Annotated in this window: 20 protein-coding genes; 16 read left to right on the top strand and 4 right to left on the bottom strand. The window is 57.1% G+C overall.

What is annotated here, in order from left to right; all coding sequences use genetic code 11:
- Positions 1-138: 138 nt before the first annotated feature.
- Positions 139-768: a cyclase family protein gene (locus VGL70_14170; protein HEY3304673.1), complete on the bottom strand. Its 630-nt coding sequence runs from the start codon at positions 766-768 to the stop codon at positions 139-141.
- Positions 769-886: 118 nt separating this feature from the next.
- Between VGL70_14170 and VGL70_14165 the strand changes: the two genes are divergently transcribed.
- The 12 genes from VGL70_14165 to VGL70_14110 all read left to right on the top strand — a co-directional run bounded on the left by VGL70_14165 (position 887) and on the right by VGL70_14110 (position 10,152).
- Positions 887-1,906 carry a methyltransferase gene (locus VGL70_14165; GenBank protein HEY3304672.1) on the top strand — a complete coding sequence of 340 codons (1,020 nt, stop codon included), beginning with the start codon at positions 887-889 and terminating at the stop codon, positions 1,904-1,906.
- Positions 1,907-2,008: 102 nt separating this feature from the next.
- Positions 2,009-3,034 (top strand): TIGR00730 family Rossman fold protein, encoded by a 1,026-nt coding sequence (locus VGL70_14160; GenBank protein ID HEY3304671.1) that lies wholly within the window; start codon positions 2,009-2,011, stop codon positions 3,032-3,034.
- 2 nt (positions 3,035-3,036) lie between these two features.
- A complete protein-coding gene (locus tag VGL70_14155; GenBank protein HEY3304670.1) occupies positions 3,037-3,927 on the top strand; it encodes a DUF1932 domain-containing protein in 891 nt (296 codons plus the stop codon).
- A 166-nt stretch (positions 3,928-4,093) separates the two neighbouring features.
- Complete coding sequence (locus VGL70_14150; GenBank protein HEY3304669.1) at positions 4,094-5,854, top strand: thiamine pyrophosphate-dependent enzyme; 1,761 nt, start codon at positions 4,094-4,096, stop codon at positions 5,852-5,854.
- Between the two features lie 117 nt (positions 5,855-5,971).
- Positions 5,972-6,145: a hypothetical protein gene (locus VGL70_14145; GenBank protein ID HEY3304668.1), complete on the top strand. Its 174-nt coding sequence runs from the start codon at positions 5,972-5,974 to the stop codon at positions 6,143-6,145.
- A gap of 93 nt (positions 6,146-6,238) precedes the next feature.
- A complete protein-coding gene (locus VGL70_14140) occupies positions 6,239-6,508 on the top strand; it encodes an AbrB/MazE/SpoVT family DNA-binding domain-containing protein (GenBank protein ID HEY3304667.1) in 270 nt (89 codons plus the stop codon).
- On the top strand, positions 6,508-6,753 hold the full coding sequence (locus tag VGL70_14135; GenBank protein ID HEY3304666.1) for a hypothetical protein: 246 nt from the start codon (positions 6,508-6,510) through the stop codon (positions 6,751-6,753). The genes VGL70_14140 and VGL70_14135 overlap by 1 nt, the downstream gene beginning before the upstream one ends.
- A gap of 51 nt (positions 6,754-6,804) precedes the next feature.
- Entirely contained in the window at positions 6,805-7,638 is an 834-nt protein-coding gene (locus tag VGL70_14130; protein ID HEY3304665.1) for a tetratricopeptide repeat protein, read from the top strand.
- 196 nt (positions 7,639-7,834) lie between these two features.
- Positions 7,835-8,089 (top strand): hypothetical protein, encoded by a 255-nt coding sequence (locus tag VGL70_14125; GenBank protein ID HEY3304664.1) that lies wholly within the window; start codon positions 7,835-7,837, stop codon positions 8,087-8,089.
- A gap of 416 nt (positions 8,090-8,505) precedes the next feature.
- Complete coding sequence (locus VGL70_14120) at positions 8,506-8,814, top strand: type II toxin-antitoxin system prevent-host-death family antitoxin (GenBank protein ID HEY3304663.1); 309 nt, start codon at positions 8,506-8,508, stop codon at positions 8,812-8,814.
- A 275-nt stretch (positions 8,815-9,089) separates the two neighbouring features.
- Positions 9,090-9,395 carry a hypothetical protein gene (locus VGL70_14115; GenBank protein HEY3304662.1) on the top strand — a complete coding sequence of 102 codons (306 nt, stop codon included), beginning with the start codon at positions 9,090-9,092 and terminating at the stop codon, positions 9,393-9,395.
- Between the two features lie 4 nt (positions 9,396-9,399).
- Complete coding sequence (locus VGL70_14110) at positions 9,400-10,152, top strand: BON domain-containing protein (protein HEY3304661.1); 753 nt, start codon at positions 9,400-9,402, stop codon at positions 10,150-10,152.
- Between the two features lie 694 nt (positions 10,153-10,846).
- Here VGL70_14110 and VGL70_14105 read toward each other — a convergent pair.
- The 3 genes from VGL70_14105 to VGL70_14095 form a co-directional block, all read right to left on the bottom strand.
- Positions 10,847-11,161 carry a type II toxin-antitoxin system PemK/MazF family toxin gene (locus VGL70_14105; GenBank protein HEY3304660.1) on the bottom strand — a complete coding sequence of 105 codons (315 nt, stop codon included), beginning with the start codon at positions 11,159-11,161 and terminating at the stop codon, positions 10,847-10,849.
- A gap of 5 nt (positions 11,162-11,166) precedes the next feature.
- A complete protein-coding gene (locus VGL70_14100; protein ID HEY3304659.1) occupies positions 11,167-11,412 on the bottom strand; it encodes a hypothetical protein in 246 nt (81 codons plus the stop codon).
- Between the two features lie 99 nt (positions 11,413-11,511).
- Positions 11,512-13,743 (bottom strand): radical SAM protein, encoded by a 2,232-nt coding sequence (locus tag VGL70_14095; protein HEY3304658.1) that lies wholly within the window; start codon positions 13,741-13,743, stop codon positions 11,512-11,514.
- 156 nt (positions 13,744-13,899) lie between these two features.
- Between VGL70_14095 and ftsE the strand changes: the two genes are divergently transcribed.
- The 4 genes from ftsE to VGL70_14075 all read left to right on the top strand — a co-directional run bounded on the left by ftsE (position 13,900) and on the right by VGL70_14075 (position 18,292).
- Positions 13,900-14,583 carry a cell division ATP-binding protein FtsE gene (gene ftsE, locus VGL70_14090; protein ID HEY3304657.1) on the top strand — a complete coding sequence of 228 codons (684 nt, stop codon included), beginning with the start codon at positions 13,900-13,902 and terminating at the stop codon, positions 14,581-14,583.
- Positions 14,580-15,479: an ABC transporter permease gene (locus tag VGL70_14085; protein ID HEY3304656.1), complete on the top strand. Its 900-nt coding sequence runs from the start codon at positions 14,580-14,582 to the stop codon at positions 15,477-15,479. Before ftsE ends, VGL70_14085 begins: the two co-directional genes overlap by 4 nt.
- Positions 15,480-15,599: 120 nt before the next feature.
- Positions 15,600-16,721, top strand: coding sequence for a peptidoglycan DD-metalloendopeptidase family protein (locus VGL70_14080; GenBank protein HEY3304655.1), 1,122 nt, complete (start codon positions 15,600-15,602; stop codon positions 16,719-16,721).
- A 182-nt stretch (positions 16,722-16,903) separates the two neighbouring features.
- The gene (locus VGL70_14075; GenBank protein HEY3304654.1) at positions 16,904-18,292 is read left to right on the top strand and encodes a S41 family peptidase; all 1,389 of its coding nucleotides are present in this window, start codon (positions 16,904-16,906) and stop codon (positions 18,290-18,292) included.
- The last annotated feature ends 28 nt before the right edge of the window (positions 18,293-18,320 follow it).

The raw sequence follows: 18,320 nt of genomic DNA, 5'->3' as shown, positions 1-18,320 counted from the left end.
GTATCGGGTTTGTTCATGAATATCGGTCGTTAAGGAATGCTCCTGTTAGCGACAATGGTCGCATTATACCGTGGAGTCGGAACCGATACAAAAGTGAGCCGGAATCGCTGTAGGCGATCGTCATATCGGGTCTTCTTATTACGAGACTTCCCGTAGTACGGCCCGGCATGGCGCGCCGTCGGCGCCGCGGACTTTGATCGGAAAGCAAATCAGCTCGTAGCGACCGGGACTAACCGCGGACAAGTCGATCCCTTCCAATAGTGCCACGCCGCGATCGAGAAATGCCCTGTGCACCATGACTTGCTCGTCTCCGGCGTGCGCGACTGAAAGGAAATCCAGTCCCACCAGCTTCGCTCCCTTTGCCACCAAGGCTTCGGCCGCCTTAACGGAAAAGGCGACGAAATCGGGATCGTAGCTGCCGCGCTTTAAAAGTTCGGAATTGCATGTCTTGAAGAGGACGCGGGTAATTCCATCAAGCTCAATAGCTTTGACGTGTTCGGCTTTGATGTATCGCTCGGTTTCAACCTCATGCACCAGGGCCGGACCGATGAACAAATCCAACGGCAAATTGTCGATCGTGGCTCCGTCCGGGGCGAAATGAAACGGCGCATCCATGTGCGTGCCGGAGTGGAGGCTCATGGTCACCGCCGACGAATTGCTGGAGTCTCCCCGGGCAATGCGGCGGCGCTCATGCAGCTCGAAAGGTATAGAGGTGATCCAGCGGACGGTATCCGCTGACAAGTTGAGAGATATGTCGTAGTATTTCATCTGGTTTCCTCCATTCCGCGTTAGGGTGGGCGGTGATACAGCGGCAGAGACAACTTATCTCAACGTGATCGGCCGCAGCAACTCGCCCCCTGTGCTCGCTCCTGAAAGGAGAAAAGCCATGATCGCGATTGCCGATACGTTGGCGAGAGGGACTCTGGATGAGCTGGGTTTTTATTTTGCGCCGCAGGCGGTGCTATTCACGGCGTTGAAGCTGGGCGTTTTCGAGGCGGTTGGCGACGCTGCTAGGAACGCGGATGATTTGGCGTCGGCCATCGGGTGCTCGCCAAGAGGAGTCAGGATGCTGCTCAACTGTATGGCTGGCATGGGCCTGGTAGAAAAACAAAACGGCCGGTACGGCCTGACGGATCTTTCCCGCGTCTACTTCCTCTCCTCCGGCAAGAATTATCTGGGCTCGCTGTTCATTTGCTCGGATCAGCTGTTGAAGCTGTGGCTCAAATTGCCGGGCGCGGTCGAGGCCGGTGCGCCGGCGCTGCCGCTTCTCCCGGAACCAGAACGGGAGCGGCTGAATCTCGACATCGTAGAGGCGTTGTTCCACGTTCATAAAGACTCGGCCTGGAAGCTGGCCGCGCTTTGCGAGAAAACGTTTCCTTTGGAGGGGCAAAAAATCAAATTACTGGACGTGGCTGCGGGCTCGGCCGTGTGGTCGCTTCCGTTCGCGCTTCAATCCGAACAGGTGGAAGTTACGGCCGTAGATTTTCCGCCCGTCTTGGAGGTTGCGAAGAAGTTCGCGTGCGACTTTGGCGTCCAGAACCGGTATTCATTCATCCCCGGCGACATCAGAAGAACCGACTTCGGAACGGAAGCATACGATCTGGCGCTGCTCGGTCACATTTGCCATTCCGAAGGAGCGGAATGGAGCCGGCGGCTTATCGACAAATGTTTCCGGGCTTTGAAGGAAAACGGCAGGCTCCTGATCATGGACTACATTGCCGATGAAGAGAGAAAAACCGAGCTGATGCCGTTGTTGCTGGCCTTGAACGCTCTGCTCGGGACCGACGAGGGAGATACCTTTACCTTTTCCGAGTATCGGCAATGGTTGTCGCGCGCCGGCTTTACGGATATTCAAGCTTTAGATATCGGCGCCCAGTCGCCGGTCGTCCTGGCGCTGAAAGGCTGATTGATCTCAGGTCCGTCGATCCTGTATGGTTTCACGATGAGCAGCAAGGTCGAGAACGATTCCGGAAAAAAAGTTAAGCCGCGATCTAGAAGGCGGGAGCGGGTGAACTTAGCCGCGCTCGAGCCCAAGGTCCTGGAGTGGCTTCGACAAAGCGAGGGCTCCCCGAACGAGGAGCTCGTAGCCGAGATGCTGCAAACGATCCTGAGACTCGATCAGAGTCCCGCCAGCCGCGGCGATCTCAAGGTTTTCAACCGGACCCTCAAGGAGCTGCGCCTGGCTTTCAAGCTTTTCGCGCCGCACCGCTCGGTGCGCAAGGTGAGCATTTTCGGCTCGGCGCGCGTTACGGAAGAAGACCCGCATTATCAGATGGCGGCAGCCTTGGCGCGCCGGCTGGCCGAAGAAGGCTTCATGGTGATTACGGGGAGCGGCGGCGGCATCATGCAAGCCGGCAATGAAGGCGCGGGCAGGGAGCAGAGCTTCGGCGTCAATATCCACCTGCCGTTCGAGCAGGAGACCAACCGGTTTATCAGCGGCGATCCCAAGCTCATCGCCTTTCATTTTTTCTTTACCCGCAAGCTCGTCTTTGTTAAAGAAGCGGATGCCTTCGTTTTTTTTCCCGGAGGATTCGGCACGCACGACGAGGCGGCGGAGGTGCTGACCTTGGCGCAGACGGGGAAAAGTCAGATTATGCCGATTCTCATGATCGATCTGCCGGGCCGGGGTTACTGGAGAGAATGGGAAGACTTCGTCGGCCGGCGCATGCTGGACGCCGGCTACATTTGCGAGGAGGACCTGTCTCTTTTCAAGATCGTCGAAGACGTGGAGGCAGCGGTGAAGGAGATCCAGCATTTTTACTCGAATTACCAGTCGCTCCGCTACGTGAAGCGAGATACGGTGATACGTTTGATTCATTCTCCCACGCCCTCGCTTCTCGCGAAGTTGAATCGTGATTTCCGCGACATCCTGACCGGCGGCGAGATTCGCGCGGCCGGCCCACTGCCCGAAGAAGCGGATGAGCCGCCGGCTACTTTGGCGCTCAATCGTCTCCTGGTGCCGTTTAACCGACGCAACTTCGGGCGCCTCAGGCAGATGATCGACGTTATCAACGGCCCGAAAAAAGGAGAATGAAGGTGGCGGCGTTTCAAAAAATCGGCATCCTGAGCATCGGCGAGATGGGCTATCACTGGGCCAAGCTTTTGAAGGAACATGGACTCGAGGTGCTGACTTCGTCTCGAGGCCGGAGCGAGATCACGCAAAAACGGGCGGAGAACGCCGGCGTCGAGTCGGTGCCGCTTCGGCGGCTGGTCTCGGATGCCGATCTCATTGTTTCCATCGTCGTTCCCTCCGCGGCGCGGAAGATCGCCGCGCAGGTCGGCAAGGCGCTGGCAAAGGTCGGAAGGAAGGATTGTCTCTATCTCGACGCCAACGCGATCTCTCCGATGACGGCCGCCGCCGTCGCAGAGGCGCTCGCGCCGGCGCAGACGGCCTTTGTCGACGGCTGCATCATCGGCTCGGCGACCAAGCTGGCGCGCGCCTCGGTCTACGTCTCCGGCCCCGGGGCCGAAGAGCTGCGCGGACTCGGGGAGTGCGGCCTGAAAATAGAAGTGCTCGGCGCAAAAATCGGCCAAGCCTCAGCCTTTAAGATCGTCTACGCCGGGCTGACGAAAGGCCTGCAGGGACTTCTCACGGAGCTGTTGCTCGGCGCCAGGAAGTTTGATCTATTGCAGGAAATCATGCGCCGCTACGAAGAGAGTTTTCCCGGCCTGGTCGGCAAGGTCGGCGGGAGCATCGCCGCGTTGCCGATTCACGCGGGCCGGCGCGCCGAGGAGATGCGCGAGCTGCGCCAGACTTTCCGATATCACGGATTGGAAGCCGTGATCGCCCCCGCGACGGCAAAAATCCTCGAGCAGATCGCCGCGCTGGATTGCGGCCGGCCCTCGGATACCGGCGGCAGGGAAGGCGATCTGCTGGAGACGCTGGAATTGTTTTACCAGCGGGGGTTGTTGCAGAAACGAGATTAAAAAAGCGTCAGTACGGTTCAACTCTTCTACTCACGCGTCCTACCCTCACTCTAACCTCCCTCCGGGAGAGGGAAGGGTGAGGGAAAAGACGGTCGGACGAGAAAGAACTTTCCAGAAATAACTGCGATTCAGAAAGGGGATTTCAACAGTGGCTAGAGCGGCACCGGTGGAAAAGAAGAGAGCGGAGTACGGCTCCGACGTGATCGTCGATTTGATGAAGGCCTTCGATATCGAGTACGCGGCCTTCAACCCGGGCGCGACGTTTCGCGGCATTCACGATTCGATCGTCAACTACGGCGGCAACTACATGCCCGAAGTGATCTTCTGCAATCACGAGGAGATTTCGGTGGCGGTCGCTCACGGCTACGCCAAGGCCAAGGGCAAGCCGATGATCGCCATCGCGCACGACATGGTCGGCCTGCAGCACGCGAGCATGGCGATTTTCAACGCCTACATCGACCGGGTTCCCGTGATGGTTCTCGGCGGCACTGGCCCGATGAACACCAAGCGGCGGCGGCCGCGGATCGATTGGATCCATACCGCTCTCGTGCAGGGCAACCAGGTGCGGGACTACGTGAAATGGGACGACCAGCCGTATTCCCTGGCCGACGTGCCGGATTCTTTCATCCGCGGCTACCGCCTCGCCACCACGGAGCCGATGGCGCCGGTCTATATCAACTACGATGCCGACATCCAGGAAGACGCGCTCACGTCTCAGCTCGAGATCCCCGACGTCAGGCGCTATGCGCCGCTGGCGCCGATGCAGGCGAATCCGGAAGCGCTACGCAAAGCGGCCGAGTTGCTGGTGAACGCGCAAGCGCCGCTCATCATCGCCGACACGCTCGGCCGCAACCCGAAGACGGTTCCCGCCCTGGTCGCTCTGGCGGAGCTTCTGGCGATTCCGGTCGTCGACAAGGGCGCGCGTTTTAACTTCCCCACGACCCATCCCTTGGACGCGACCGACGGCGCGCGGGAGTTGTTGAAAAACGCCGATGTGATCCTGGCGCTCGACGTGGCGGATCTTTACGGCTCGCTGACGACGGTCAGCAAACAAACCCGGGCGTGCGAGTACGTCACTTCGCCCGGCGTCAAGCTCGTAAGCATCTCGATGAACGACATGCTCGTGCACTCCTGGGCCGGCGACTATCACGCGCTGCAGGCGCTGGATCTCCCGATGTGCGCCGACACCTCGGTGGCCGTGCCGGAATTGACGCGCCTCTGCCGCGAGCTTCTCGGCAGCGACGGCAAAAACAAAGGGCGCATCGAAGCCAGGCAAAAAGAGCTGGGAGAAAAGCATAAAACGCGCCGCGCCAAGTGGCGCGCCGACGCCGAAGCCAAAAGCTCGTTGAAGCAGGTTTCGACGGCGTGGCTGGCGCTCGAGCTCGGCGAAGCGATCAAGAAAGAGGACTGGGTTTTGGTGAACGGCACGTCCAACGGTTGGGCGCGGCGCCTGTGGGACTTCACCAAGCCCAATCAATATCTCGGCGCCAGCGGTGGGGCGGGCGTGGGCTACGGCTCGGGCGCTGCGATCGGCGCGGCCTTGGCACTGAAAGACAGCGGCAAACTATCGATTGACATCCAAGCGGACGGCGACCTGTTGATGACTTCGAGCTCGCTCTGGACGGCGGCCAAGCACAAAATTCCACTGCTCATCGTCATGCACAACAACCAGTCCTTCTACAATTCGGAAGAGCACGGTATCGAGGTCGCCAAGTTCCGCAAGCGGCCGGTCGAAAACGCCGGCATCGGCACGCACGTCGACGATCCGGCGGTGGATTTCGCAAAAATCGCCGAGGGCTTCGGCGTCCACGCCGAGGGGCCGATCGCGAACCCGGCCGACGTTCGCCCGGCGATCGAGCGCGCCCTGAAATTTGTCAAGGAGAAAAAACTCCCGGCGCTGGTTGACGTGATCGCCGAGCCGCGCTGAGAAATTGATTTGTTTTGCGCTGACTTTGTAAGAGTGCGGCAAGCTTGATATATTTTTCACTGACCAAGCCACCTAGCCGGCTGGAAGTAGGGGTGAGTGAATGGGGAAGGAGCTAATATGGAAATGCTGACACTCGTCTGGGTTAACACCCTTTTTCTGGTTGGCGCGGCCATTATTCACGGCATCATCATTTACGCTGTCGTACGCGAGGGCAGAAAGATCTCTGAGACGCTGTCTCGTGGGGAACGGATCAGCCTTGCCACTCTGCAGCGCCTTGCAGCAGATCAGTGACCGAGGGCCCGTTGTAAGCCATTTGACAAGCCTTGGATTAACCATATACTAAGTCAAGCAAACTTCTTCCTTTGTAATTATGGAGGAATCACGGTGGCGTTGGTAAAAGTCAAAGAGAAATACCAAGTAACCCTGCCCGCTGAAATACGGAAGAAGGCGGAGGTGGCTGTGGGAGATCTGCTAGAGGCGACAGTAGAGGGAAAAAAAATTACTCTTGCGCCAAAGGCTATGCTTGATCGAGAGCTGGCCCAGGCCGTCAAGGAGGTCAAGGAGGGGAAAACCTACGGCCCCTTTAACTCCGCTAAGTCCTTGGTTCGATCGTTACATCGAGAGGTCAGGAAACTCAAAAAGAAATCCGCCTAATGCGTCTCGACTACGCTCCGCAGTTCTTACGGAGTTATGCCAAAGCCCCACCGCATATTCAAAAGCTCTTTCAAAAACAAGCGGCTCTTTTGCTCCAAAACATGCGCCACCCCTCACTTCGTGCTAAGAAATACGATGAGGCCCAAGACATCTGGCAGGCTCGGGTAAACGGCGATTGGCGTTTTTATTTTCGAATTGAGGGCGATATTTATTACTTGCTCAACATTCGATCTCATCCCAAATGACGTAAACGGAAAAATTTTAGTTAATGATCGGCTAAATGAGAGGAAATTTGAATGGCGGACGATCGCCACAGGAATTTTCGCGCGGCCGTTGCGCTTCCGGACGACAAGATCGACCTCGGGCGCGCGGCTCTGGCCATCGCTCAGGAAACCTATCCGGACCTGCGGATCGAGACGTATCTCTCGCGGATGGATCAGCTTGCGGCTGTGGCTCGCGACCGCTCGGCTGGAGAAAACAGCCCCTATCGTCTGATCGCCTGCCTCAATCAGGTCCTCTTTACCCAAGAAGGCTATCGCGGCAACCGGGACGATTATTACGATCCCAGAAATAGCTTTTTGAACGACGTCATCGAGCGCCGGAAAGGCATACCGATCACGCTCTCCGTCCTATATATGGAGGTAGCCAGAAGGGTCGAGCTAAAACTGCACGGTATCGGTTTCCCGGGTCATTTTCTGGTCAAGTACGTCGGCGACGAAGGCGAGATTGTAATTGACCCTTTCGACAACGGCGAAGTTCGCACGGCCGATGAGCTGCAAGGAATGCTCGACCGTCTCTACGGCGGCAAGGTCGCCTTCCACCCTGATTTTCTCGCGCCGGTATCGACTAGAGACATTATCCAGCGGATGCTGAACAACTTGAAGGCGATCTATCTGCGCCGGGAAGATTTCCCCAAAGCCCTCTCCACGGCCGAGCGTCTGGTGATCATCGATCCGACTTCGCCCCAAGAGATCCGCGACCGCGGCTTGCTCTATCTTAAGCTCGAACACTTTTCCCAAGCGATCGATGACTTTGAGACGTATCTCAGACTCGCCCCCGAGGCAGCCGACGCGGACGAGATACTCAGGCAGGTCGAGAACCTCAGAAAAAACGCCGCGCGTCTCCACTAACTCTCTGCAAACTCCGTGTCTCTGCGGTGAAATCGGATATCTCACTGCCGAGGCGCTGAGAGGGAAGATTAAAAGACTTAGCGCTTGGAGAATACAAAGAGGATTCAGGTGATCACGCCTCTGGGCCTTGAGAGGCAAAAAGGTCTTCCCAGAGCCGCCTTGCCTTTGAAGATATCGTGGTATAATTTTTGAAGCCATGAAATCTAAATTTGGGGAAGCGCTTTCCATCGCAGAAATCGAGCAGCGATATCCCAACGAGTGGGTTCTCGTTGAGGTCACAGAAGTTGACAAGGTTAGAGGCCCTCTTTTTGGCCGTGTGTTGGATCATAGCCACAACCGCCGGGACCTGGTGGAAGTAAACCGTGGCTTTGGCGAGCGAAATCCTCAAAAGATGACCTACGTTTTCTTTGCCGGACCGGTTGCTCCTGAAGGCTATACGGTTATCGTATAATGCCCGAAGCAACCCGTATCCCCTTCATCACCGGGCACCAGCTTATCCTCGTCTCCGTCGTATTAAATCGGCCGAAGGCGTTTCGTTACCGCTTTTTCACTTCCAGAACTTTAAAAAATCATGCAACTTATTCGTCGGCAACACCCGGCCTCCGTTAAAAGGCTGGCCATCCGCAAGCGGCCGGTCGAGAACGCCGGCATCGGCATGCACGTGAGCGGACCCGGTGGTAGATTTTCCCAAGGTTGCGCAGGGCTTCGGTGTCCACCCTAAGGGGAAAGGGACAAAGCTCCCCGCGCTGCTGGACGTCATCTCCGAGCCTCGGTGAAGGCATTGGTTTCTCTTGCGCCGGCTTTGTAAGAGTGCGGCAAGCTTGATATATTTCGTATTGAGAAGTGTAAACTGAAAAGGAGACGATAATGGCACGAGGTGTCTTAAAAGTGAAAACAATACCCGCTTTAGTCGCGCGGAAGGAATTCGGGGAGATTCTAAAAAGGGTAAGAGGAAATAAAGAGCGGTTTGTGGTCTCCCGCAAAGGAGAGGCCGCTGCTGTCATCCTCGGGTATGAGGATTTCGTGCGCAGCGTTCTCAAGATAAAAGAACCGGTCGCGCTCAGAAAAATTCGCAAAGAGGCGCGTCGAACCGGTGTCGCGAAGCTCAGTCTGGACGAAATCAACGCGGAGATACGAGCGGCGCGGGAGGAACGGAGAGAGAAGCTAGCCTCCTGATCTTGCATGCTCAAGGCGGTCTATGACACCAATGTGGTGGTTTCCGGCCTCATCTCAGATAGAGGCATCCCCGCCTTGCTTCTCGAACTCGCGTTTAATAAACGAGTCGCTCTCTTTCTTTCGCCTGAGATATTTGACGAATACGAGCGGGTGGTTAGGCGGCCTAAACTACAGATTCCAAAGATCCAGAGAGAATCCGTTCTTAAAAAACTTCGCTCCTTGGCCCACTGGGTAGAACCCCGCCAACGTGAATCGCTGTCAAGGAAGACGCGAAATTGAAACTTTACCTGGCGGAGCGGCTCGGAGCAGGGGAGTCTCAAGCATTAGCCCTTGCGGAAGAACTTGATGCAGACGTGGTGCTGATAGATGACGAGCGGGCGTGGGAAGTCGCCCGGGTAAAAGGCATCACTTGTCTCCGAAGTCTCGAGTTGGTGTTGGAAGCTCATCGGCGGGAGCTTCTCGATCTCGGGTCAGCGGAGAGCCGCATCATCCAGCTTGGGAAGAAGCGGTGGATTAGTGAGGAGGTGCTTGAAGCGGCGATGAAGCAGTTAAAGTCTGGTAAACTGGAGTCGCGTAGCTAGAACTATGACTCGTCAGGCGCTGATGGCGACGGCCGCCGTGATCGTCGCAGCACTTTTTGTCTTCTTCGTCGGGAAATGGGTTTTCTATCCCGGATCGACGGAGGCGCCCGATGTGGCTTCGCGGCAGGAGGAGCCGCGCCCGCAGACTCAGGAGCCAACAACGCCGCCGCCGGAATCTTCATCCGACCTTCCTGAGATCAGCGAAGATCAAGAGAAGCCCGCAAAACCTAGCGCGAAGATTTCTCCAAGCAAACCTCAAACTTCATCACGCGCTCAGCGACAGGCAAAGGTTTCCGAGAGGCCGTTTGTACGGCGGCCTGCGGAACCGGGAATCTATCAGACCATCCGGCGAACTTCGGTGCGGTCACGGCCGAATAATTCGGCTTCCGTCGTGGACGAGGTTGGGTCGGGAGCCAGGCTCAACGTCGTCGGCTCGGAGGGCGATTGGCTGATCGTTCGCTCAAACAAACTCAAGTCGGTGGTGTACGTGAAAAGGGACGACGCCATGTTTCTTCCCCGGGAAAAACCGGCCGAATCGTATGAAGAAGTCGAGGCCCGGTGGAGAAAGGTCGAGGCAGACATCCATGAAGCCTTCGGCAGGTGGAACGTTATGGGGGTGAGCGTGGCTTTTATCGGCGACACGGCCTATCTCAACGGCCATGTAAAAACAGCGGATGAAAGATTCAGGGCGGAGCAGGCGGCGCGGACGATTCCGGAGGTCGAGCGTATTTACAACGGAGTTTGGGTTAACCCTTAAGATATCTCACCACAGAGGCGCTGAGGGCACAGAGTAAAATCAAGGAATTTTCACCGCGGAGGCGCTGAGGGCGCGGAGATCAGGAATAAAACAAACCCTCCTGCGGACTTTGTAATACTATGCCTGAGAGTTTTCGCGGTTTGCGCAAATTTTCTTGCGCACCAATCCTCAGTTGCCGGATCGACAAGAAAATACGATCTCACCACGAAGCGCACGAAGGCCACGAAGGATTCGTAAACTTTATAACTTTTGACTTTCGTAATACTATGCCTGAAAGTAAAACTTTACGAGCTTGGCATCTTGGCGCGATAACAGAGAAGGACCGAAATGCGTTATCTCGCGCAAAGGCGCAAAGGACGCCAAGGGGAAGAAATTTCGTGTGCTAAGACCTTCGTGGTGAAATGTCTGTTTCTACTTTGGTTGCGGCGTAGCCGCGCGGTGTCTCAGTGGTGAAAAGGAATTCGTATCTCACCGCGGAGGCGCTGAGGGAGAAGACTGAAAGACTTATCGTTTGAAGAACGCGAACAGGATTCCGGTGATTACGCCGATCTGACCGACCCAGAAGATGAACATCCAGCGAATGAGGTCGGCTTTAAACTTAGTGATTTCATGGCTAACTTTATCTACTTCTTCGGTAAGCCGGTGTTCGAATCTAACAGCTTCCACGGTCGGACTTTGCACGAGGCGCATGCGTTTAAATATCAAAGCTTAATACTACAGCGAGAGCTTTTGCGATTGAATCCATTACACGGTCCGGGAGCTTTCCAAGTCGTCGCACAAATCTTTCCTGGGCTAACGAGCGGACTTGAAATGTGTCGGCGGCAGAAGGCTTCTGTAGCCCATTTTGTCCGTCGGGATCTAATCGGACTATCCAAGGCGCCACGGCATAGCGTTCTTTCCATTCGGTAATCGGGACAATTACTTTGAGCGGCAGGATTCCAATCGCGTCATCGCTGACGATGACTGCCGGGCGGGTTTTCTTGATCTCGGCGCCAATCGTCGGGTCCAAATTGATTAGCCAGATTTCACTTCCTTTTCACAAAAATCCTCGCCATCAAGCGCAGTAAAGACAGTGAGCTCGCCCTTAGACTTATAGTCCGGTAGTAGAGCCTTTGCCGCCTTAGCGAGGTTCTTTTCTTTTGCCGGGCGAGTTGTTTTCCGAAGATCTTCCCGAACGAGACGCAAAGCAGCCTCCGCAACGCTGAGCCGTTCGGCCGGCGTCAGTTCCTTTAATTTTTTCAGTAAATCTGGTCGGGCCATACAACCTTCCATCAACTCCTAGCACATATTATCACAGCCCAACCCTACAGTCACGGCTGAATAAATCTCTAAGAGAGAAGGAAATTAAAACGGAGGAAATTAGTATTGCGACCGGGTGGCGGACTTGAAGGATGAGGCGAAGGACGTGCTAATGAAAAAATCTTTGGCGAGATATTTTACCAGCTTCCACGGGCGGACCTTCCAGAGCCGCATGCCTTTCAGATGGTCCACGTTCGCGGCCCAAAACTTCTGCAGGTCCTGGCGGGAATAAAAGGCGCGGTTGGTAAAGGCATCGAACTTCATTTGCGGCAGGCTGAATTTGGACGGGAGAACTTTTCGCAGGCGCGTGTAAGCCTCCTGCCATTCCTGAATTTTTCTTCCCGCCCACGCGGTATTGTGGATGCGCGACATTTCTTCCAGCCGGCGCGCGGCTTCGCCGTCGTACCCAACACGGTTGCGCAATTTTTGCAGGCGCTTCGGTAGCCTCGCCCACTTCCGCAGGAATGAATTCAAGTCGTCACGGCTGACCAGGACCTTCGAGGACAATTCTTCAAACGGGTCGAGCAGGGCTTTGGCCTTGGCGGGCAGCGCCGCCTTGGCATTGTTGTAGGTTTGTTGCCATTCGGCGATCTTGAGCGACTGCCAGATCTCGCCCTGAATCCTCTGAATCTCTTCCAGCCAGCGCTCTTCCCGGTCGCTTTTTTTCCGCGTCTGGAGCCAGACTTCTTCCATCTCTTTGAAAAACTTGGCCCACGAGATGAAAAGACGGGCGATTTCTTTGGAGCGCTTCCACATGTGGACCGGCAGAGGATCGACGGCAAATCCGGGACGGCGCGCGGTCCGGTCTTTTAGCCGGAAAAAGCCCGCGATCATCGGGTGCTCCTTTTCGATCAACGCCGCGTTCTTGTACCAGAAGAAGACCGACATGAGGTTCCAGTAGGCCCTGGGCTTGTGGCTCCAGCGGGAGAGAACGCGAATCATGTTCTCCTTGCTGTAGAACGCTTTCCAGGCGTCCTCGTAGGCCCGCGTCCATTCCTCCGCGTTCATGTGCGGATGATGAATGGTGGCGTGAAAGGAGTCGCGTTTGTTGAAATCCGGGTCCATCCACTCGCCGCGCTGCTTCATCTCTTTGTGGTCTTGCGAGCCCGGCAGCGGCGTCAGCATGAAGAATGAAGCCTGATCCGGCTGGATCACGTTCATCAAATACTCGGCGTCGCGCTTCACGCCTTCCTTCGTGTCCCAGGGAAGGCCGATGATGTAGCCGGTATGAACCACGATGCCGGCGTCGTGCCATTCCTTGATGATGCCCTGGTACTCTTCGACTTTGTTTTGCGCCTTGCCTTCGGCCTTGAGATTCTCCGGATTGACGCTCTCCATGCCGATAAAGACCTGCGAGCAGCCCGCCTTGGCGGCGAGCGCAACGAAGTCCTTGGGCTTCTTGGCGAGGTCCACCTGCATCATGAAGGAGATCTTGATACCTTCTTCCCGGAGCTTGATGATCGCCTCAAAGGTTTCGCGCCAGAGTTTCTTGCGCGCGAAGTTGTCGTCGGTAAAGAAGTAAAAAGTCACACCGTGCTCGTGATAATTTCTCCGCGCCATCGCGGCGATGCTCTCCGGGCTGCGCTCGCGCATCTTGCGCCCCTGGACGTTGATGATCGTGCAGAACGAGCAGGCGAAGGGACAGCCTCTCGAGGTGTCCGCCGTGCCGAAGGCCGGCTGGGCGAAGTGCTTCATCGTCTTCGGACTCGTCACCGGCAGCGGCGCGTCGCCGATGTCCACGAGGTTTTGCAGGTCCCCGGCGTAATGGTAGAGGGGCTTCAGTTGGCCGGCGAGGCAATCGGCGAGGATACCCTCCCATTTTCCTTCCACCTCGCCGGAAATTGCGGTGATACCCTCGCGGAAAAGCTCCTGAATATCGGGCTCCTGATCGCCCAGCATCGAGACGGTCCCGCTGGTATGAAAGCCGCCCATCATGACGTCGATGCCGTGCGCGCGGAACCGCTTGGCCAGGTCGAAGGCGCGCGGAAACTGGTTGGTCTGGACGCCGACGAGGCAGACGAGCAGCTTGGTGCCGGTGCGGCGGCTCCAGCGAATGATTTTTTTGACCGGCAATTTTTCCGCCGTCTCGTCGAACGTCACGACTTCGAGGTCGATGTCACCGAGAGCCCGGCGCTGCTTCACGTCTTCGGTCAACCCGTGGAGAACGTTGAGGGTATTGCTGGGGAGAACCCCGCGCCAGAAGCGAATGACGTAGCCGTCGTCGTCGTACTTGGAGGGCTTGATCAGAACGATCCTGAGCTTATCGATGACGCGATCTTGGGCGGGATTCATTTTTGGCTGAGGATTCTGCCGGACGCTTGTAAGTTGGATGGACATAACCTAAGATAAGCAACACTTATCCCATTGTTTTCAACGAATCTAACAGTCGCTCAGGGGGGTGTCAAGGCATTTTTGCCCTATTTCCCCCGGGCCGCGCTGGCAGATTGAATGATCCGTCTGTTTCGCGTCTCGAAGATCTACCCGCCCAATTATCCCGCGCTCGTCGATATCGACCTGGAGATTACAAAAGGTGAGTTCGTATTTATCAACGGCCCCAGCGGCGCCGGCAAGACGACGCTGCTGAAGCTCCTCTTTCGCGGGGAAGAAGCCACCGACGGACAAATCGTCATCAACGGCCGGAACGTTGGCCGTCTGAACGCGGGCGGCGTCGCCCGGCTGCGCCAGGAGATCGGTCTCGTCTTTCAGGAATTCCGGCTGTTGTCCACAATGACGGTCTTGGACAACGTCGCTCTGGCCGCGGAGGTGGTCGGAACCCCGGCGCGTGAAAGCCGCAAGAAGGCCTTCAACCTGCTGCGCGAGCTGGGACTCAAGGACAAACACGACGCCAGGCCGGCGATGCTGTCCGGCGGCGAGCAACAGAGAGTCGCCATTGCCCGGGCGTTGGTCAACGATCCGCTTCTGGTTCTGGCCGACGAGCCCACCGGGAATCTCGACTCCGAAGTCGCGGAGGAAACGATGCGGCTTTTTAATCGAATCCACCAGCAAGGCGCCACGGTCGTGATCGCGACTCACGACGCGGAGATTTTCAAGCGATTCCGTCACCGGGTGGTCATGCTCCAACATGGCCGTTTGCTCGGCGAGCCGAAGCTCGCGGCGGAGGCCTGGCGATGAAAATATCTCAGGTCTTGTTCGTGTTTCGCCGGGTGTTTAGGAGCTTTCAGGAGGTGCTCTCGACCCATCTCCTCACCTCCGGCACCATGGCGATGACGCTTTTCATTTTTGGCGGCTTTCTCCTCGCTCAGGAAAATCTTCAGGGCCTGTTCCGGGGGTGGGGGAGCCGGATTCATATCTTTGCTTACCTGGGCAATCGCCTCGCCGCGTCCGAAGCCGAGTCTCTCGTCCAGCGCGTCCGCGCCTATCCGGAAATCGAAAGCGTCCGCTTTATCTCGCAGCGCGAGGCGTGGGAGAGCTTCAAGAAATCGCTCGGCTCGCAATCCGGAGTGCTCGAAGGATTGTCCGCCGATACGCTGCCGGCGTCGCTGGAGATCGCTCTCAAGCCGGGCCATCGCGATCACGATTCTGTAGCCGGCGCGGTCGAGCGGCTGCGCGCGGAAAAGGCGATCGACGAAGTGGAATACCCGCAGGAATGGACAGAAAACTTCACTGCGCTCATGATCGGAATCGAATGGGCGAAGTGGATCCTCGGCGGATTTCTTTTTCTCGCGACGCTCTTGATCGTCGTCAACACCGTCAAGCTCGCCATCGTGGCGCGCCGGGAGGAGATCGAGATCATGCAGCTCGTGGGCGCGCCGGCCGGAGTCGTCAAGATGCCGTTTGTGATCGAGGGGATGCTTCAGGGGCTCTTCGGCGCCGCGCTGTCGCTCGTCGCGCTCTGGCTGGCGTTTCTTTTGTTGCAGGCCGAGCTTCCTCAGACTCTAGCCGTCTTTACGGCGCGCGACGGGCTTCGCTTCCTCGCGCCGGAAAGCATGGCGCTGCTGTTTTGTCTGGGTTGGGTCATGGGCGCGTTCGCCGGTTTTTTTTCTATCAGCCGGTTTCTGCCGAGATGACGAGCTGCGCGCCCGGGGGCGCGCCAATGCAAAATGCAGAATTCAAATTTCAAAATGCAAATTGAAAGAAAGAAACATCTGCTCTTTTTGACTTTTACACTTTGCAGTTTTCATTTTGCAATGAGTCCAATTTTTCTTCCGGGCGCGCCTGCCCTCGCCGCGGAGGCCGAGCGGGAGCTGGAAGGAATCAAGAAGAAGATGGAGAAGGAGCGGCAGGGAATCACCCAGGTGAAGAAGAAAGAGGGCTCGGTCCTGGAGATCCTGGCGAAGATCGACGGTGAGCTGGACAAGAAAAATAAGGAGCTGAAAAGAGTCAACGCCGCTCTCGAGTCGGTTCAAGCGGACATCAAGAAAAAGGAAGCGGAGGCGCGGCGGCTCAATTCTTCGATCGACGTGCGCCGAGATCTGTTGCGGCAGCGGTCGCGGGCGCTTTATAAGTGGCAGCGGACTGGAAGCCCGTTTGTCCTGCTGGACGGCGCGGGCTCGTTGGCCGAGCTGATGCAGCGGAGACACTATCTCAAGATAACTCTCGACTACGATCGCGCGCTGGTCGATCGGTTGAGCGACGAGTCCGGGCGCCAGCAGATCCTGCGAAAAGAGCTGGAGCAAAAAAAAGAAGAGGTCGCCCGGCAAAGAAAATCGCTGACGGACATCAAGGAGGGCATCCGGCTCGACCGGCAAAAGAAGCAGGAGATGCTCGCGAGCCTGCGCCGCGAAAAGGAGACGCGCCAGCGCGCGCTGAAGGAGCTGGAGCAGGCGGCTCACAGGCTGCAGAAAATGATGGACGAAATCAGCCGGCGGTCCGCCTCCCTTCCAAAGGAAGCTCCCGCGGGCTCCGGTTTTGAAGCGATGCGGGGCAAGCTGGAATACCCGGTGCGCGGCGCGGTCTCGGGAGCGTTCGGCAAGACCCAGCACCCGGAGTTTTCCGCCGAGCTGTTTCGCAAAGGCATCGACATCGATGCGCCGGTCGGCGAAGAGGTCAGGGCCGTCGAGGCGGGTAAAGTCGTCTTCGCCGACCGCTTTTCGGGCTATGGCAGGATGATGATCGTCGATCACGGCCAGCGCTACTACACGATCTACGCGCACCTGGCGGAGCTGTTCAAAAAATCCGGCGACCCGGTCCGCAAAGGCGAGCCCATAGCCCTGGTCGGCGACAGCGATTCGCTCGCCGGAGCGCGGCTTTACTTCGAGATCCGCAAGGATGGACGGCCCGTGGACCCGGCGCCGTGGTTTAAAAAGTGAAGGTTTGGAGTACTGGAGTATTGGAGTACTGGATTCTTAGTCCATAACTCCGTTGTTCCATTACCCCCCTACTACCTGGCACCCGTTACTTTGCCGGCAAACGGACCCGAAAATGATTGGCAATTTTTTCTTCTTTGATATACATTAAGCCTCTGTTGCAATCTTTTTCTCAGGAGAGCCCCATGAAGTTGGTTAGAAAACATCGGTCTTCGTTTCTTTTGGCCCTGTTTTGCCTCGGCCTGGTTTTCGTTTTCAGCGGGCAGGTCGTAACGAACGTTTCGGCCATCCCGCGCGAGGAATACGAGAGCCTCGAGACATTCACCAGCATCCTGTCCATCGTCAAAAAGAACTACGTCGACGACGTCAACTCCAAGGACCTCGTCAACGGCGCGATCAACGGAATGCTGAACTCGCTCGATCCGCACAGCGCTTACCTGACGCCCGACCTTTACAAGGATCTCCAGATGGACACGGCGGGAAGGTTCGGCGGCCTGGGAATCGAGATTACGGTCCGGAACGGTGTTCTCACCGTGGTCTCGCCGATCGAAGACACACCCGCATCCAAGGCGGGGGTCAAGGCCGGCGACCAGATCATCAAGATCGAAGACGAGTTCACCAAAGATATGACCCTGGTCGAGGCGGTCAAGCGAATGCGCGGCACCAAAGGCTCTAAAATCACCATTTCGGTCAAGCGCGAGGGCGTTGCCGAATTGCTGAACTTCAACCTCGTGCGCGACACCATCCGGGTGCAGAGCGTCCGCAGCCGCGTGCTCGAAGAGGGCTACGGCTATGTCCGGCTGGCCCAGTTCCAGGAGCGCACCGACCGCGACCTGCAACGTTCCCTCGAAAAGCTCAGTCAGGAAAAAGGCGGTCTCAAAGGGCTGGTGCTCGACATGCGCAACAACCCGGGCGGGCTCCTCACTCAGGCCGTCAGGGTTTCCGACATGTTTTTGGATTCCGGAATGATCGTTTACACCGAAGGGCGGCTGGAATCTCAGAGGCAGAAATATTTCGCCCACAAGGACGGCACCTGGAGTAATTTTCCGATCGTCGTTCTGGTGAACGGCGGCAGCGCCAGCGCCTCGGAGATCGTGGCCGGCGCGCTGCAGGATCACAAGCGGGCCATTATTTTGGGGACCAAGACTTTCGGCAAAGGTTCCGTCCAGACGATTCTTCCTCTCGACGACAACTCGGCGCTCCGCCTGACGACGGCGCGTTACTTCACGCCCAAAGGCCGCTCGATTCAGGCGACGGGCATCGCGCCCGATATCATCATCGACAACCCGAGCGCGCCGATAGAGACAAAGGTCGAGGAAAAGAGCCGCCCCAGCCTGAGGGAAGAGAATCTCCCGGGCCACCTGCAAAACCAGCAGCGCCTGCAAGAGCAGAAGGAGAAGGAGCAAAACCAAAAAGAGCAGCTGAAGACGAACGAGAAGGACAAGGAAAGCGAGAAAGTGGTGCAGCCGCCGTCGCCGAGTGAGACCGCGGAAAACGACGTCCAACTGCGGCGCGCCCTGGAACTGTTGAAAGGCTGGGACGTCTTCAAACAACTGGTGCTGCAAAAGGGCTGATGGCCGTCGCTACGAACAGCCGCCGACA

This window comes from Candidatus Binatia bacterium (assembly GCA_036504975.1).
Lineage (GTDB): Bacteria > Desulfobacterota > Binatia > UBA9968 > UBA9968 > JAJPJQ01.
Note: the sequence above shows the minus strand (reverse complement) of the source record. Positions and strands in the feature narration are given on the sequence as shown.

Coding starts and splice junctions, on each gene's coding strand:
- VGL70_14145 (HEY3304668.1), top strand. CDS start 5,972: ATGGAAATGCTGACACTCGTCTGGGTTAACACCCTTTTTCTGGTTGGC.
- ftsE (HEY3304657.1), top strand. CDS start 13,900: ATGATCCGTCTGTTTCGCGTCTCGAAGATCTACCCGCCCAATTATCCC.
- VGL70_14135 (HEY3304666.1), top strand. CDS start 6,508: ATGCGTCTCGACTACGCTCCGCAGTTCTTACGGAGTTATGCCAAAGCC.
- VGL70_14170 (HEY3304673.1), bottom strand. CDS start 768: ATGAAATACTACGACATATCTCTCAACTTGTCAGCGGATACCGTCCGC.
- VGL70_14110 (HEY3304661.1), top strand. CDS start 9,400: ATGACTCGTCAGGCGCTGATGGCGACGGCCGCCGTGATCGTCGCAGCA.
- VGL70_14075 (HEY3304654.1), top strand. CDS start 16,904: ATGAAGTTGGTTAGAAAACATCGGTCTTCGTTTCTTTTGGCCCTGTTT.
- VGL70_14125 (HEY3304664.1), top strand. CDS start 7,835: ATGAAATCTAAATTTGGGGAAGCGCTTTCCATCGCAGAAATCGAGCAG.
- VGL70_14120 (HEY3304663.1), top strand. CDS start 8,506: ATGGCACGAGGTGTCTTAAAAGTGAAAACAATACCCGCTTTAGTCGCG.
- VGL70_14095 (HEY3304658.1), bottom strand. CDS start 13,743: ATGAATCCCGCCCAAGATCGCGTCATCGATAAGCTCAGGATCGTTCTG.
- VGL70_14085 (HEY3304656.1), top strand. CDS start 14,580: ATGAAAATATCTCAGGTCTTGTTCGTGTTTCGCCGGGTGTTTAGGAGC.
- VGL70_14165 (HEY3304672.1), top strand. CDS start 887: ATGATCGCGATTGCCGATACGTTGGCGAGAGGGACTCTGGATGAGCTG.
- VGL70_14100 (HEY3304659.1), bottom strand. CDS start 11,412: ATGGCCCGACCAGATTTACTGAAAAAATTAAAGGAACTGACGCCGGCC.
- VGL70_14080 (HEY3304655.1), top strand. CDS start 15,600: ATGAGTCCAATTTTTCTTCCGGGCGCGCCTGCCCTCGCCGCGGAGGCC.
- VGL70_14130 (HEY3304665.1), top strand. CDS start 6,805: ATGGCGGACGATCGCCACAGGAATTTTCGCGCGGCCGTTGCGCTTCCG.